Source organism: Microcoleus sp. bin38.metabat.b11b12b14.051, assembly GCF_013299165.1.
Taxonomy (GTDB): Bacteria; Cyanobacteriota; Cyanobacteriia; order Cyanobacteriales; family Microcoleaceae; genus Microcoleus.
Genome location: NZ_JAAFKD010000002.1, coordinates 108,590 through 124,515, shown reverse-complemented (window position 1 = coordinate 124,515; position 15,926 = coordinate 108,590). Strand labels below are relative to the sequence as shown.

At 45.0% G+C, this 15,926-nt stretch carries 13 protein-coding genes and 1 pseudogene; 9 read left to right on the top strand and 5 right to left on the bottom strand.

The features are described 5' to 3' along the window. Nucleotides 1–11: 11 nt before the first annotated feature. Both QZW47_RS03095 and QZW47_RS03090 read right to left on the bottom strand, forming a co-directional pair. The gene (locus QZW47_RS03095) at nt 12–1,022 is read right to left on the bottom strand and encodes a hypothetical protein (protein ID WP_293123710.1); all 1,011 of its coding nucleotides are present in this window, start codon (nt 1,020–1,022) and stop codon (nt 12–14) included. Further along, nucleotides 1,015–3,048, bottom strand: coding sequence for a hypothetical protein (locus QZW47_RS03090; protein WP_293123707.1), 2,034 nt, complete (start codon nt 3,046–3,048; stop codon nt 1,015–1,017). The genes QZW47_RS03095 and QZW47_RS03090 overlap by 8 nt, the downstream gene beginning before the upstream one ends. Nucleotides 3,049–3,101: 53 nt before the next feature. Between QZW47_RS03090 and QZW47_RS03085 the strand changes: the two genes are divergently transcribed. From QZW47_RS03085 to QZW47_RS03070, 4 genes are all read left to right on the top strand, one after another. Beyond that, a complete protein-coding gene (locus tag QZW47_RS03085; protein ID WP_293123704.1) occupies nt 3,102–3,236 on the top strand; it encodes a hypothetical protein in 135 nt (44 codons plus the stop codon). 195 nt (nt 3,237–3,431) lie between these two features. Continuing rightward, complete coding sequence (locus QZW47_RS03080) at nt 3,432–3,878, top strand: excisionase family DNA-binding protein (RefSeq protein WP_293123701.1); 447 nt, start codon at nt 3,432–3,434, stop codon at nt 3,876–3,878. An 85-nt stretch (nt 3,879–3,963) separates the two neighbouring features. After that, nucleotides 3,964–4,158, top strand: a complete 195-nt coding sequence (locus tag QZW47_RS03075) for a type II toxin-antitoxin system HicA family toxin (protein WP_293123698.1) — start codon at nt 3,964–3,966, stop codon at nt 4,156–4,158. Further along, nucleotides 4,155–4,376 (top strand): type II toxin-antitoxin system HicB family antitoxin, encoded by a 222-nt coding sequence (locus QZW47_RS03070; protein WP_293123695.1) that lies wholly within the window; start codon nt 4,155–4,157, stop codon nt 4,374–4,376. Before QZW47_RS03075 ends, QZW47_RS03070 begins: the two co-directional genes overlap by 4 nt. Nucleotides 4,377–4,398: 22 nt before the next feature. Here the strand turns inward: QZW47_RS03070 and QZW47_RS03065 are convergent, their stop codons facing one another. Together QZW47_RS03065 and QZW47_RS03060 are read right to left on the bottom strand one after the other, a co-directional pair. After that, complete coding sequence (locus tag QZW47_RS03065; protein WP_293123692.1) at nt 4,399–5,928, bottom strand: YifB family Mg chelatase-like AAA ATPase; 1,530 nt, start codon at nt 5,926–5,928, stop codon at nt 4,399–4,401. A gap of 156 nt (nt 5,929–6,084) precedes the next feature. Beyond that, nucleotides 6,085–6,252, bottom strand: a complete 168-nt coding sequence (locus tag QZW47_RS03060) for a hypothetical protein (protein ID WP_293123689.1) — start codon at nt 6,250–6,252, stop codon at nt 6,085–6,087. A gap of 23 nt (nt 6,253–6,275) precedes the next feature. Here QZW47_RS03060 and QZW47_RS03055 point away from each other — a divergent pair, with 23 nt between their 5' ends. The 3 genes from QZW47_RS03055 (at nt 6,276) to lnt (ending at nt 10,524) form a co-directional block, all read left to right on the top strand. Continuing rightward, nucleotides 6,276–6,623 carry a histidine triad nucleotide-binding protein gene (locus tag QZW47_RS03055; RefSeq protein ID WP_293123686.1) on the top strand — a complete coding sequence of 116 codons (348 nt, stop codon included), beginning with the start codon at nt 6,276–6,278 and terminating at the stop codon, nt 6,621–6,623. A 788-nt stretch (nt 6,624–7,411) separates the two neighbouring features. After that, on the top strand, nt 7,412–8,494 hold the full coding sequence (psbA, locus tag QZW47_RS03050) for a photosystem II q(b) protein (RefSeq protein WP_293123683.1): 1,083 nt from the start codon (nt 7,412–7,414) through the stop codon (nt 8,492–8,494). Nucleotides 8,495–8,877: 383 nt separating this feature from the next. Further along, nucleotides 8,878–10,524: an apolipoprotein N-acyltransferase gene (gene lnt / locus QZW47_RS03045; RefSeq protein ID WP_293124398.1), complete on the top strand. Its 1,647-nt coding sequence runs from the start codon at nt 8,878–8,880 to the stop codon at nt 10,522–10,524. A 164-nt stretch (nt 10,525–10,688) separates the two neighbouring features. Here lnt and QZW47_RS03040 read toward each other — a convergent pair whose 3' ends face one another. Then, on the bottom strand, nt 10,689–11,594 hold the full coding sequence (locus tag QZW47_RS03040; protein ID WP_293124396.1) for a bestrophin family protein: 906 nt from the start codon (nt 11,592–11,594) through the stop codon (nt 10,689–10,691). A gap of 231 nt (nt 11,595–11,825) precedes the next feature. Here QZW47_RS03040 and recJ point away from each other — a divergent pair, with 231 nt between their 5' ends. Then, entirely contained in the window at nt 11,826–13,913 is a 2,088-nt protein-coding gene (gene recJ / locus QZW47_RS03035) for a single-stranded-DNA-specific exonuclease RecJ (protein ID WP_293123681.1), read from the top strand. A 327-nt stretch (nt 13,914–14,240) separates the two neighbouring features. Next, a pseudogene (locus tag QZW47_RS03030) lies at nt 14,241–15,609 on the top strand (IS4 family transposase). Nucleotides 15,610–15,926 lie beyond the last annotated feature (317 nt).

Below are 15,926 nucleotides of genomic sequence, written 5' to 3'. Positions count from 1 at the left end.
AAATTACCTCACTATGTTATACTTAAAGATTGCTGCAATAGTGTCTGCCCTAATTTAGCGGCGGTCATTTCTGCTATTTGAGGGGGAACAGCGGTGAATAAATTGAATCCCTGAATTGGCGGCAGAACACGCGGCATTTTTTCATATTTTGCTGCATAACCGGAACAAAGGGTTAAGGCTCTTTCTAGGATTCGTGGCAGATTGGCGCTGGCTGGTACTGCCATAGTAAATCTGCACTTGTCGTAGATAAGAACACTCCGCCGCAGTGCTTTGAGAACGGCATACCTTCCCCAATCGAGGTCTATTTCGGTACACCTTTCGTCTTGCCAAAGATAGTACGATTTGGTATTTCGCGATGGGTGACTGTATCCAGTAAGGCGAATGGGGTAATCGGTTTCTTTGATGGATTCAAATTGTAAATAAATCGGGTTAAAGGTTTTGTTTTGCCAGTTTAATTCTGGTTCTTTAGACCATTGGATGGTAGCTAAGTAATCGTCAATACTGGCGGAAAAATGCAGCACTGACCAAGCAGAAGGGGTTTCTATGAATGGTATTTTAAGGGAATTGCATATCGCCTCTAATTCCCTCACATCCTCTGCTTGTACAGCCACTCGCTTCGGTATCAGCACTGATTCACTGGCTTGTTCTTTGATTTCAAGGTTGATGTGATTTCCCACAGACTGACAAGTATTTGATAATTGTGCGATCGTAGCAGGCGATCGCGCTCCTGCTAAAATGGCTTGAGGAAAGCCAGTACAAGGCAATCGCACCAATACAGGGGGTGCTGCATAAACCTTATTCTTGCTGCTATCATCGCTAAAATTAAAATCACAATGACCAAGTGAATCGAGGGCGCGAATTGCTTGCAATCTTTTATTCTTAATTCCGTCTTTGTCTATATTTTCCTCCCTCACACCCGTCTCAAGATTATACAAATAATCAAAGGTTTCCTTAAAGGATAGCCAAGCAAGTTCCTTTTTTGCTGAAATAACGTAGAGCAGTTTTTCGCTAGTTTCAGACACGTTCTGCCTCCTTTTGAAATTTTTTCCACAATACTCTTAACTCTTGTCGATCGGGCGGGGAAATTATCTTGCGATCGTACCACAATATTTCTTTCCACTCCCGCATTTTTTTGCGGTTGCTGCACTTGCATATTGCAGGTTCTGAGTCGGATAAATTAGTGCCACAAAACATTACTTGACCGCGATGGCGACCTTTGGAAATAGCCCAAACAGGCTCCCAATCTGTCGGCAGCGATTCCCCAGGCAAAGTTACTATTTGACCTGCTTGTTTGCCTACAAATAAGATCCGCTGCTTTCCTTGTATTGGCAAACAAGTGTTGAAGTCAAAGGGAGGGAAACCAACAACGTTCTGCACCAATGCACCTGCAACGCCCGCGCTTTCATTATCTGCGTGAGTCAGGCGATGCCCGAAGCGATCGAACTGTTGCGCGTTGCTTTGGGATGGCAAAGAATAGTTTTCTACTAATAACAGAGAAGAGCGCCTGATAATATCCTCCCCACTGCGTGCTTCAATTAGCAACTTCGTTTTCGCTGGAGTATCGGCTGGCAGTTCATAATTACCTGCGGAGTTTCTGCTATCTAATAGCTGATTATTGCAATATACTTTTATTGATTCGCTACCACCTTGTAAAAATAATTTTGGCGGGGCAAACTTAAAGAACTTATTGCCTCTTTCGAGACGGATTCCCCCAACTAACTCTAGCCGTACATTAGTCGGGAAAGCTAAGATTGGGTATTCTTGTTTAATGAGTTCGTCACTGCAAGCAGCCTGCGCTTTGAACAAGTGCCACCCACTGGGCAAACCATCTATTATTTGCAACTTTTCAAAGCCTTGACAGCTCAATTCTCCCCATATTGTCAGCAATTCTAAACACTGTTCGTGTGCAGCTAAATAAAATGGCTTTTGAGTGGGCAACTGGCGCACTTCGACGAACCCCGGCAATCCCTCAGTATCTCCATCAACGAATACTCGAATGGGCGATGCTGGCTGCTTAAAACACCATTTAGAGTCAGCCGATCGCACTTGCAAACCTTTCAACCAATCAAATTCAGAGGCAACCAGTGGTTTTCCGTCTGACTCACATATTAGAGGTGAAGACCAACCCCCACTATCTTCGTAACAAGAGAAAGGCTGACAATTACCATCTAAAAATAACAATAAATCGTCTTCAGGAAATTCGTGTTTGGTACTGCAACGCAAGCTGAGGGTGGCGCGTTTAGCAATTGTATCGAGTTTGCAGCACAATCTCAATAGTCCGTAAATCTGCTCTTTACCTGAATCTTCAGCAGTTCCATTCCAATCGCGCAATTCATCAATAATCCATTCGAGCAATGCTTGGCGAAGTTCGTCACTGTCGCTGGTTTCTTTTAATAAGTCCACCGTCCGTTTTCGCAGTTGTCCGCGGCCGTGTTTGGCTAATAAAAGTGCGATCGCCCCCTCAGCGGGATATGAAATAGGATCTAAGTCAGCAGCGGCAAAAATAGCAGGGAGTGCACGGCGCTCTTTTTCAGTCAAAAGAGTTTGGGCGATCGGCAGTCCAATGTGCTTTCTCTTGCCAATGCTGTGGCTCTTAAAAATACCCCATTTGCCAGATATATCTTGATCAGACCACTTTTCTAAATCTTCCCAGAGTTCCGACATCCGGTTAAATGAAGGATACTGGCCTGTGGTAGGTTCTTCACCAAGTAATGTTCGCAAGCCCGGATAGTAAGAATGCGCGGCAAAAGTTCCTTTAATACCGGCGGCTAACACAAATAGCGCTAAATAAGCGATATAAGGCGGATAGTCCAATTCTCGCTGCTGCCAATTATCCCGGCTTTGTAAGGCTTTCACGCACAAACCCTGCCTTGTCACCCCAGGAGGCCCTGTTTTGATAGCTGCAATAAAATCTGAGAAATTAGTACCGCTTTCTTGAGCAATATGTCTTATTAGTTTCTCTGTGACATACAGGTGAACGCTGCGCCGTGCCATTTCATTTTTGAAAAAATGAGCTGCGATTGAATTATTCCATTTTAAATAATCCATTTTTATATTTCATATAATTTAACTGTGCTTGGTAATTTCAAGTATTATAACCCATGAATAGCCATTATAGTCCGATCGTTCAATGGTCAAAAGAAGAGCGAGTTTTTGTTGTCTGCTTGCGTAAATTTACTGATATTATGCAGCCTTACACTCACGGACATACTTACGAGAAAACCGCCAAACACTGACAAGAATAGTTATAAACATTGATTGAACTTTATCAAATCCTTGCTTTCTTAAGTAGAGATTTACAAAGAAACCCGGTTTCTGTCCTCGACCTGTGTAATTCCTATACAATTTTGAATATTTCGTTTGTTGCGAATATTGCGTTTATGCACTAAAAGTGTTACCGTTAAGACAACAACCCAAAAATATATCTTGCTATGTTGAAGCAAAAAGCATCGCCAGAGTCAGTTCTGCTGCAAGAAAAAGAACAAGAATCAATAGCACAATTAGCACAGATACTCAGCCGAGAATCTGCACAGTCCAAATTAGTCACAAGTAACGGAGAAGAGATTCTAATTCCAGAATCAGTCTGCAATATCCTGCGTCAAGCTGTGCAAGCAATGGCATCAGATCGGGCTGTTTCGATCGTCCTTCACAATCGCGAACTGACGACGCAGCAAGCTGCTGATATTCTGAATGTATCGCGACCATTTCTTGTCAAGTTGCTAGATGAAGGAGCAATCCCTTATATCAAAGTAGGTTCCCATCGGCGGATTCGATTTAAAGATTTAATCATTTATAAAGAACATCGCGACAGCAAGCGCCGTAAACTGTTAGATCAGCTAATCGAGATGACTGAAGAAGCTGGTTTATACGAGGAATAGGATTAATGCACTTTTTAAAGCAATGAAAAAGCGTAAAATTTTAGAAAAGGTGCTATCTGGATCAAAAAACATCAAGTTTAATGAAATGGTGACACTGATAGAAGCCTTTGGCTTTAGTCTGGCGAGAGTCAGCGGGAGTCATCACATATTCAATCATCCTGAAGTGCCAGAAATCGTTAACATTCAAAATAAAAAAGGTGAGGTGACACCCTATCAAGTCCGTCAATTCTTAGCGATAATCGAGGAATACGCTCTCACAATAGAGGATGATGAACCATGAAAGACTATCACATCAATATTTTTTACAGCAACGAAGATGAAGGCTATATTGCCGATATTCCTGATTTAAAATACTGTTCCGCTTTTGGCGAAACCCCAGAATCAGCTTTGCAGGAAGTACAGATTGCTAAAACAGCATGGCTGGAAGCTGCAAAAGCTACGGGAAAACCGATTCCCGAACCAAAATATAGACCTGCAATATATCAACTTACGACTTGAAAGACGATCGCACAAATCCCCCTTACTGCATCCGATCGATCGTCCGATACTGCACAGCCTCCCCCACATGATTAGTCTTCAGGCTTTCATCCCCCGACAAATCAGCAATAGTCCTCGCAACCTTCAAAATTCGATCGCTCGCCCGCGCCGAAAGCCCCAATTTCCGAATCGCCATCTCCAACAAATTCCGCGAAGCATCATCCAACTGACACCATTGGTTAATGTGGCCACTTAGCATCTGCGCGTTACACCGCAAGCCAGATTCCGACTCAAAACGGTGAGTCGCCATCTCTCGCGCCCGCTGCACCCTCACCCGCACCGGTTCCGACTCCTCCCCCGTCGCCTGTCTGGTAATTTCCTCGGGTTTCAAACGATTAACCGCCACTTGCAAATCAATCCGATCCATCAAAGGCCCGGAAAGTTTTGCCCAATACTGCTCTCTTTTTTGCGGCGAACAAGTACACTGTTGGATAGAATCGCCGTAGTAACCGCAAGCGCAAGGATTTGTACTTGCAACTAATGTAAATTGTGCCGGAAACATTACCGATTGTCTGGTTCGAGAAATCGTCACATAACCATCTTCCAATGGCTGCCGCAAAAACTCCAAAACATCTCGTTTAAATTCGGTCAATTCATCCAAGAAAAGTACGCCACGATGTGCTAGGGAAATTTCACCCGGACGCGGAAAACTGCCCCCGCCAACCAGAGAAGGCCCGGATGCTGAATGGTGAGGACTGCGAAAAGGTCGATCGCTCACCAGCATACCCTTATCCTTCAACAAACCTGCCACCGAATGAATTTGAGTCACATCTAAAGCTTCATCAAACGTCAGCGGGGGCAAAATACCCGGCAAACGTCTCGCCAGCATAGTCTTACCGCTCCCTGGCGGCCCCACAAAAATTAAATTGTGCCCCCCCGCTGCCGCAATTTCCAAAGCCCGTCTGGCGTGAATTTGCCCTTTTACATCTTTTAAATCTAGACCAGGAAACCGGGTTTTTCCTAATTCTTGTATGCCGTTTACTTCTACGGGCGAATAGACTTGAGGATTGTTCAAAAAATCAGTAACTGCAAAAATATTTTCAAAACCGTAAACAGATATTCCCTTTACTAAAGCTGCTTCCGTGGCATTGGCCGCTGGTACAATCAATCCCGAAATACCCATTTTTTGAGCAGCAGCGGCGATCGGCAAAACCCCCGCCACCGGCCGCAAACTCCCGTCCAAAGAGAGTTCCCCCAAAAATAAATGATCTCCCAAAAGGTCAGGGCTGACCTGTTCCGATGCTGCTAAAATGCCAATGGCGATCGGCAAATCAAAACTCGGGCCTTCCTTACGCAAATCCGCCGGAGTCAAATTAATCACAATACTCCGCATCGGAAAACCATATCCCGAATTTTTTAACGTAGCCTTAACCCTTTCTTTAGCCTCTTGCACCGCCGAATCGGGCAACCCCACAACCACAATTTTCGGCAGCCCGCCCGATACATCAGCCTCGACACCCACCTTTACCGCGTCAATTCCTACGATCGATGCACTCCAAACCCTAGCAAGCATTTTTCTCGATCCTCAATTTGCCGGTCTTCGATCCATCATCTATTATGATTAACAATGACTAATGAATATCGGAAGAGGCAAGAAAAACTTTTCGTCGCCTCTTCCTTTTCTCCTTCTGAGTCTTCTGCCTTCGCTCTCCCCCTTCGTTCTTCCCCTTCACCCTCCCAACTCCCCGCTTCCTGCTTCCCTCTTCCTTCCTTCTGTCAACTGTAAACCCAACCACTGCGCGGTAGCTGAACTTCGACTCCCAGGAAACTGAACTTCGGCTACCGCGTAGCCAAAGCGGGCGGGATCTTCTTTCAACTGCCAACTGCCAACTGTCAACTGTCAACTGTTCCTTAACACCCATGACAACCCAAGAAACGCTTTTCAGCAAAATCATCCGCAAAGAGATTCCCGCAGACATCGTTTATGAGGACGACTTAGCCCTCGCCTTCAGAGATATCAATCCCCAAGCGCCCATCCACATCCTAGTCATTCCCAAAAAACCTATTCCCAAGTTAGCCGATGCCGAGTCGGGAGACCACGCCCTGATGGGACACCTGCTGCTGACTGTCAAACGGGTAGCAGAACAACTCGGACTCAGCAACGGCTATCGCGTCGTGATTAATACCGGCAATGACGGCGGCCAAACAGTAGATCACCTGCACCTTCATATTCTCGGCGGACGACACATGAATTGGCCCCCAGGCTAGAGGCTTATTTTTACGGAGAACTTACGGACTCATGCTCAGAAACCCGGTTGATGGCTATTGCAAAGCGCCTTATCAACCGGGTTTTTTTGTCAATAGACCTCTTGCATTCATTCACTCTCTTATCTTGAAACTATCTGCGTTTATCTGTGTTTATCTGCTTGAAATCTGCGGTGACTGTATTAATCAAAGATTTATGCAATCTTGTCTAATAAATCCGGTTGATGGGGAATTGTTGAGAATAAACGTCTGGCAAAAATAAATTGGACGCTGCTCAGAGCAACGTCCCACAATTTTTTTTCTTGTGGGACGTTGCTCTGAGCAGCGTCCCAAAATTTAATTAAAAGGACTTGTGCAGTTCAAGCGTAATGTAGCCCGATCGCACCATCAACCAGCTTGCTAATATTCTCTCCATCAAAATTTACTCGCTCCGAATCCACCGACGATATGTAAACAAATATTAAAAATAGTCTGTTCAAGTCCTAATTAAGAGATATTTAACTCGACTAGATATCGACCTGAACAATAATAATTTAATTCAACTGCTGAACGCAGCTACAGACAATAGATTCAGCTCTTCCGTCCGCTGTATTTAAGCGAATTGTATTTGTAATATTACTTTACCAATAACTGCAAAAATTCACTAAGAATCAAGTAGTGTAAACCTTTGTAAAAAGTTTGAATTGTCAGCACTAACCCCTTGGCAAACTTTAGTGAATAATGTTACTAATATAAGCGTGGGGCATTCCCACAACGAACATTGAAAATTCAATTAAGCAATCATAAAACAAATGACAACAACCGTACAGCGTCGCGAAAGCGGCAACGTTTGGGAACGGTTCTGCGAGTGGGTAACTAGCACCGATAACCGGATTTATGTTGGTTGGTTTGGGACTTTGATGATCCCAACTCTGCTGACCGCCACCATCTCCTACATCATCGCCTTTGTGGCAGCTCCTCCTGTGGATATTGACGGCATCCGCGAGCCAGTTGCTGGTTCCTTGATGTTCGGCAACAACCTGATCAGCGGTGCTGTTGTTCCTTCATCGAATGCGATCGGGCTTCACTTCTATCCAATCTGGGAAGCAGCTTCTTTAGACGAATGGCTGTACAACGGCGGCCCTTACCAGCTCGTCATTTTCCACTTCCTCATCGGCATTTTTTGCTACATGGGTCGTCAGTGGGAACTGAGCTACCGCTTAGGAATGCGTCCTTGGATCTGCGTGGCTTACTCCGCACCTGTGGCATCTGCTACCGCAGTATTCTTGATTTATCCGATCGGACAAGGCAGCTTTTCTGACGGTATGCCCTTGGGTATCAGCGGCACATTCAACTTCATGATCGTGTTTCAAGCCGAGCACAACATCCTGATGCACCCCTTCCATATGTTGGGAGTTGCTGGTGTCTTCGGTGGTAGCTTGTTCTCCGCCATGCACGGTTCTCTCGTTACATCTTCTTTGGTACGCGAAACAACCGAAAGCGAATCGCAAAACTACGGTTATAAATTCGGTCAAGAAGAAGAAACCTACAACATCGTTGCAGCCCACGGCTACTTCGGTCGTTTAATTTTCCAATACGCCAGCTTTAACAACAGTCGTTCTTTGCACTTCTTGTTAGGCGCATGGCCAGTAGTTGGCATCTGGTTTACCGCTTTGGGTATTTCCACAATGGCGTTTAACCTCAACGGTTTCAACTTCAACCAATCGATTATCGACTCACAAGGTCGCGTCATCAACACTTGGGCAGATGTCATCAACCGCGCTAATCTAGGTATGGAAGTAATGCACGAGCGCAACGCTCACAACTTCCCCCTCGACTTAGCCGCCGGTGAAGTCACCCCAGTAGCAATGGTTGCTCCTGCCATCAACGGCTAAATTTAGCTTTTGATTGACAAAAAGCGCTCCTAGAAATAGGGGCGCTTTTTGTTTGGGAAAATATATTTTTATCAGGTTCGTAGTGAGGACTTTAGTCCGCATCCATGACAGGTTCGTAGTGAGGACTTTAGTCCGCATCCATGACAGGTTCGTAGTGAGGACTTTAGTCCGCATCCATGACGCTTGACTAAAGTCCTCACTACAAACAGTTGATTGACCCGACATGATATATTGATTAACAATTATTATATTTGGCAATCATCAAAGTGGCGATATTTAAAAGACTTAAACTTGAAAAACTCGCGGTTGGGAAATCTCAAATATTAAGCGGGGCGATTCCCTACGGGATAGCTCCGCTTCACGGATTTTTCAGCGGTATTTTGATGGCATTGACAACAGCACCATTCAATGCTTGGCCGTTAGCATGGGTAGCCTTAGCTCCCCTCTGGGTTTTGGTTGTCAGTTATCAACGGTCAGAAATAGAAGGAAAACAAAAAAAGTGTCTCTTTATTCCTTATTCATTATTCCTGATTCCTGCTCTTTGGGGAATTGGCTATCACGGATTAGCCTTATCTTGGATTATGGGAATACACCCGATGACTTGGTTGGGAGTTCCTTGGTGGCCGAGTTTGGCGATCGCACTTTTGTGTTGGGCATTCATCACCATCTGGGGAGCCGCATTAGTCACCCTTTGGGCGTGGCTATTTGTAATTTTCAACTCCCTCACTGTACCAATCAAAAATCCTACTCTTATTCTTAACTCGCCTTTACAAGCGGGGGCAGCGGGGGGTAAAACTCAATTATCAGCGTTAACTCGCGTGTTAATTGGTACAGCTTTGTGGTGTGCCTTAGAAAGTATTTGGAGTACAAGTGCGCTGTGGTGGACATCACTATCATACACCCAAAGCCCCCACAACTTAGCAATATTGCAGCTCGGTCAGCTCTCCGGGCCCAGCGCAGTAACAGCGGCGATCGTAGCAGTAAATGGCTTAATTGCTGAAGCTTTTATCGAAGGAAGAAGGAAGAAGGAAGAAGGAAGAAGGAAGAGGGAAGAGGGAAGAGGAGAGAAGGAAGAAGCAAGAGGGAAGAATTGGATTGCTTATATTTTGCCTGCGAGTTTGTTTTTAGTTTTACATCTTGGAGGCTGGAGTTTGTACAATCGCCCCTTAATTGAAGAGCCAGGAACAGCATTAAAAATTGGGATTATTCAAGGCAATATTCCCAATGAAATTAAGTTTGACTCAGGTGGGTGGCGGCGCGCTTTGGAAGGTTACACGGCCGGGTACAAACAGTTAGCAGATAGAAAAGTTGATGCTGTGTTACTTCCAGAGACGGCTTTGCCTTTTGTCTGGACAAACGACTATCAACGTTCTACTCTTTCCTTTTACCAAGCTATTCTCAAACGTGGCGTTTTGGCTTGGGTTGGAGGATTCGCACAGCAAGAGAACAGTATCACTAATAGCTTATTGGCGATCGATCGCACGGGAGAGATTATCAGCCGCTACAATAAAATTAAGTTAGTACCTTTAGGCGAATACATCCCTTTTTACGAAATCTTAGGCAGCATTATCAATCGGCTGTCTCCCTTGGATGTTCATTTAGTACCAGGTAACTCAAAACAATTGTTTGATACGCCGTTTGGCCGCGCTATTGTAGGAATTTGTTACGATTCAGCCTTTGCTGAAGTTTTTCGCTCTCAGGCGGCGCAGGGAGGCGAATTTATGCTCACAGCTTCCAACAATGCCCATTACAAACCGCCGATGCTGGCTCAGCATCACGCTTTGGATGTGATGCGGGCCATTGAAATCGATCGCTGGGCTGCGATCGCAACTAATACAGGTTATTCTGCTTTTGTCAACCCTCGCGGCGAGACAATTTGGAAGTCTGGAATTAATACCTATGAAGTCCAAGATGCTACTATTTATCGGCGGCAAACTCGGACTTTGTATGTGGAGTGGGGAGATTGGCTGACGCCTTTATTGTTGGTTTTAGCTGGGTTAATGTGGTTGATTGCTAAAATTGAACGTTAGGCGGAAGCTGGTTAATTCAATCTGTATGTATCTACTGTCAAGGTTATTAGCGAACGCGCTCCTACAGTTAACTAATGACCAATGATCAATGACCAATGACCAATGACCAATGATCAATGACCAATGACCAATGACCAATGACCAATGACCAATGACCAATCATTCTAATGATCTTTTATGCGAGCGTGAACACTAGGAGATAAAGTAATTAAATCTTCAATATTGCGCTGCATAGTAGCACAGATATTATTCAAAGGCAAATCATTGGCATCGTGCCCGAAAGGATTTTCGATTTCAATGCCGATTTCTTCGATACCAAACAAAGCAAAACTAATTAAAGCTACCACAGGGCCTGTTCCCCAAGTTAACTCTTTTACCATCTGAAAAGGCAGCGCCAAACAGTAAAGCAAGAGTAGCTGTTTGAGATGAATCGCGTAAGCAAGAGGCATCGGAGTTCTCAAAATTCGCTCGCAACCGCTCAATGCCTCAATCATGTTATTTACCAACTGATTCATCGCAGTTAGCCGATAGACATCAAGGTTATTTGCCTCGTACTGTATGCTCAAATAATCCCCGATCCAAAAAGCAATTTCTAGGGGAGGATTGTTCATTTTCTTGAGGTTTTCATACTGTTGTGGCGGTACGTAAGGCTCTATTTCTGGGCCAATTGGCTCTTGGCGCAAGTGCAATTTCATGGCTATGGCAAAAGCCACTAATAATCGTAAAGCAGACTTTTTTTTCGCTAAATCATCTGGTTCTCGATCGCTAATAGATACCCAAATTTGACGCGCTAAATTTCGGACTGCAATAATTAAGGTTCCCCAGCACCTCCTGCCTTCCCAAAATCGATCGTAAGCCGTATTTGTCCGAAAAACTAACAATAAGCCGAGGACAATGCTGGGGACAATGCTTGATAAGATGGGCAAGGATACTGGAAACTGTAAAAAGTGCAGCACCGAAATCAAGAACCCAAAACCAGCGCACAGCATGACGCGGGGCCAGATAAAAAAAAGAATCGACCCTTGCAACTGGAAGGCAACTTTAAACCAGGGGCGCTTTTCTGCAATCATTACAATCTCCTGTTGAAATAAAATCCACCACTGAGGACTATACGGACTGGACAAGTGCCTGATAGACTTTGTTTTCAGATACGATCGCACTTTCAGAACACTGCCCGATCCGAATAACCTTTGGATTTTACCGAAAAAACTCATCTTTGCGATCGATCGCCAATCTAATATTGATTTCATGAGACACTTTATTCGGTAATATTAGTTATGTATCTTTAAACCTCAGCTTCCGTGCCAGAGCTACCCACATCTATACCCCCGAATTCTCCGCGATTGCCGAACCAACGGTGGCAGATTTATTCGCCTCAACCACAGCAAGCGGAACAGTTTGCCAATGAAATCGGTTTGTCATGCTTGCTAGCACAGGTACTCGTTAATCGCGGCATAGATTCTATGGAAGAAGTGCAAGGGTTTATCGAACCGGAATCTCTGATTTTGCCGGCGCCACTGGATGAGTTTCCCGATTTGGCTGCGAGTGTCAAATTGTTGCGGGAGGCGATTTCAGCAGGGCAAAAAATTGCGATTTGCGGCGATTATGATGCTGACGGGATGACGAGCACGGCTTTGTTGCTGCGAGCTCTCAGGGCTTTGGGCGCGAATGTCGATTATGCTATTCCCAGCCGGATGCACGAAGGTTACGGGATTAACGATCGCATTGTAGAAGAATTTCACGCCGAAGGTGTGGCTCTGATTCTGACGGTTGACAACGGGATTGCAGCCTATGGCCCAGTTGCCAGAGCGCGAGAACTTGGTGTAAAAGTTATTATTACAGACCACCACGATTTGCCGCCAAAACTGCCGCCGGCTGATGCTATTCTTAACCCAAAATTAATTGCGGAATCTTCGCCTTATCGCGGTTTGGCTGGAGTGGGCGTTGCTTATGTTTTGGCGATTACTTTGGCTCAAGACTTGAATAAAGTTGGCGGCTTGGTGAATCCGCTGCTGGAATTATTTACCTTGGGAACTATTGCAGATTTAGCGCCTTTGACTGGAGTTAACCGCCGCTGGGTAAAGCGGGGTTTGCGACTTTTACCTCACTCTCAATTAGCTGGTGTTCAAGCTTTGATTCAGGTAGCGGGAGTGCAGGCGGCAAATGGGGAAACTTTACCTCTGCTCCATTCAAAAAGTCAAAGTAATAATACCTTAAAGCCGGAAGATATTGGTTTTCGGCTGGGGCCGCGGATTAATGCTGTGGGACGGCTGGCTGACCCTCAAATTGTGATAGAGTTGCTGACAACGGACGATCGCGAATTGGCACTCAAAAATGCGATGCAGTGCGAACAAATCAATCAGCGCCGTCAAGAGTTATGTCAGGAAATTGAGCAGGAAGCGATCGCTTGGTGTGAGCAAAGTGCCATTAACTTACAGCAGCAACGGGTGTTAGTTGTAGTGCAGCCCGGTTGGCATCACGGGGTAATCGGGATTGTAGCATCTCGGTTGCTCGAACGTTACGGCGTACCCGTTTTTATCGGTACTTTTGAGGATGAGGCTGGCGAAACGGGTAATATCATCCGGGGTTCGGCGAGGGGAATTCCTGAATTTAATGTATTTGACGGACTGAATTTTTGCGCTGATTTATTAACTAAATTTGGCGGACATAAGGCGGCTGGAGGCTTTTCTATGCCCGCCAAGAATCTAGAACAATTTCGCAAGCAACTGTCAATTTTTGCGAATCAATGTTTGCAGCCGGAACACCTCAAGCCGCTGGTTTCAGTAGATGTGCGAGCGGATTTGGCTGAAATTAATCTTGACCTTTACCGACAAATTGATGCTCTGGAACCTTGCGGAATTGAAAATAAGGCTCCGGTATTTTGGACGCCTAATGTTTGCATAACTGAGCAGAAAATTGTTGGTAAGGGAGGTCATGTTAAACTAACTGCAACTCAAGATGAAAAAGGTTCGGCTAGCGTAAAGGGGATTGCGTGGCGTTGGGGCGAATATTTTCCGTTGCCTCGGCGGGTTGATATTGCTTACCGCTTGCGGGAAAATAGTTTTAATGGTAAGATATCGGTTGAGTTAGAATTGTTGGGTGTCCGCTTACCGGCAAGTGCTGCTAGTTCGAGACCGTCGATGTTTGGAAAAGTTGAGTTTGATTATTGCGATCGCACTTATTCTTGCAGTCTGTCTCCCACCGGTTCTCAAGAGGAATTAAGAATTCGCAACTCTCAAGGGCAAGTTTTGGCTGTCGCACCGGGACAAAGCATCGGTTTGTTGGGTAACTCCCGCCAAGATGCTAAGGAAGTTGATGTATCTCTACCTTTTTTTGAGAATTTGATTCAAACGGCTAAACACGCCCTCGGTATTCGATCGCAAATCTAATGCAGCGCAGTGAAAATTAGCTAGCAAAAATTTGCCTACCGAAGACTAGCTACAATATCGAACCTGGGTTTGTAGTGAGGACTTTAGTCCTTCTATAGATGCGGACTGAAGTCCTCACTACGAACCTGGGCTTGTAGTAATGACTTTAGTCCTTCTATAAATGCGGACTGAATTCCTCACTACGAACCTGGGTTTGTAGTAAGGACTTTAGTCCTTCTATAGATGCGGACTGAAGTCAAATGGCACTGAAAAAGTGAGCAAAAAAAAATCTGTAAGGCAATATATATATAGATCATTGCCTTACAAACACAAAAATCTATCTCTATTATGTCAAATCGTGCGTCTATTCTCAAACAACAATTTTTGCAGAGCGTTGCCTCACCTTGGGAGAAGCTGCTGCCAGATTCCTTAGTCCTGGAGCTTCTAGCGAATGAGAAGATCACCTACTACCAAAGCATCTACACACCGATAGTCACCTTGTGGGCGATGGTATCCCAGGTACTCGATCCCGACAAAAGCTTGAGTCAAGCCGTGAAGCGGATGAGTACATGGCTAAGTGCAGCCGGACTCAAGCCTCCTTCTTCTGACACGGGGGCATACTGTAAAGCTCGTAAGCGACTACCAGAAAAACTCGTTCAACAGTTAGTACCCATAGTCGCAGAATCTCTAGAAAAGCAAGTTCCCATAGAACAACAATGGTGTGGACGACGGGTGCGGGTATTAGATGGGACAACAGTGTTGATGAGTGATACTGCTGCTAATCAAGCCGAGTATCCGCAACACAGCAATCAAAAACCAGGGTGTGGATTTCCCATCGCTAAAATAGTGGTGCTTTTTTCATTGCTTACTGGAGCCGTGGTATTCGCTGGCATAGATTCTTTGGCGACCAGTGAGATTGTGATGAGCCGTTTGCTGTATGCCAATTTAGTTGCCGATGATGTGATATTAGCAGATCAAGCTTATGGTAATTATGTCGATTTAGTCTTAGTAAAAGAGCAAGGGGCAGACGCTGTTTTTCGTAAAAATCATCTCCGTAAAACGGACTTAAGGGCGGGGGAAAAAGTTGGGAATTGGCGATCACACAGTCGTCTGGAATCGACCCCGGCAGTCTCCTAACCACATGACCAGTGAGGAATTCGAGGCATTACCATCTAGTTTTATCGTCCGGGAAGTATGCTTACGAATTAAACGCCGTGGTTTCAGAGACGAGCGTATAATTATAGTGACAACATTGATGGATGCCAAACGGTATACTGTTGAAAAGTTGACTTGTTTATATGGACTTCGTTGGTCGGCTGCCGAAGTGAATTTACGCTATCTTAAAACCACATTAAAAATGGAGATGTTAACAGCTAAAACTCCGGTGATGGTGAGAAAAGAAATCTGGACACACTTATTAGCTTACACTTTATTGCGTACCATTATGTGGCAGGCTGTATCTTCGTCAGAAAATACAGTTTTTCAACTCTCATTCCAATCAACGAGGCAGCAGTTTAATCTGTTATTGACGCTGTTGGCAACTACGGTCAAACGTCAACAGCGACAATGGCGTCAATTACTTTTGGAACAGGTGGCAACTAATTTACTCACGATTCGACCCGGGCGTTCGGAACCTAGAGTTTTGAAACTCAGACCGAAACCCTATCGTCGAATGCAGGAACCTCGCTCTGTCTTGAAAGCTAAACTGCGGGGGTGATTAAGCCTTTTTCAGTGCCATTTGACTGAAGTCCTCACTACGAACCTGGGTTTGTAGTAAGGACTTTAGTCCTTCTATAGATGCGGACTGAAGTCCTCACTACGAACCTGGGTTTGTAGTAAGGACTTTAGTCCTTCTATAAATGCGGACTGAAGTCCTCACTACGAACCTGGGTTTGTAGTAAGGACTTTAGTCCTTCTATAAATGCGGACTGAAGTCCTCACTACGAACCTGGGTTTGTAGTAAGGACTTTAGTCCTTCTATAAATGCGGACTGAAGTCCTCACTACGAACCTGGGTTTGTAGTAAGGACTTTAG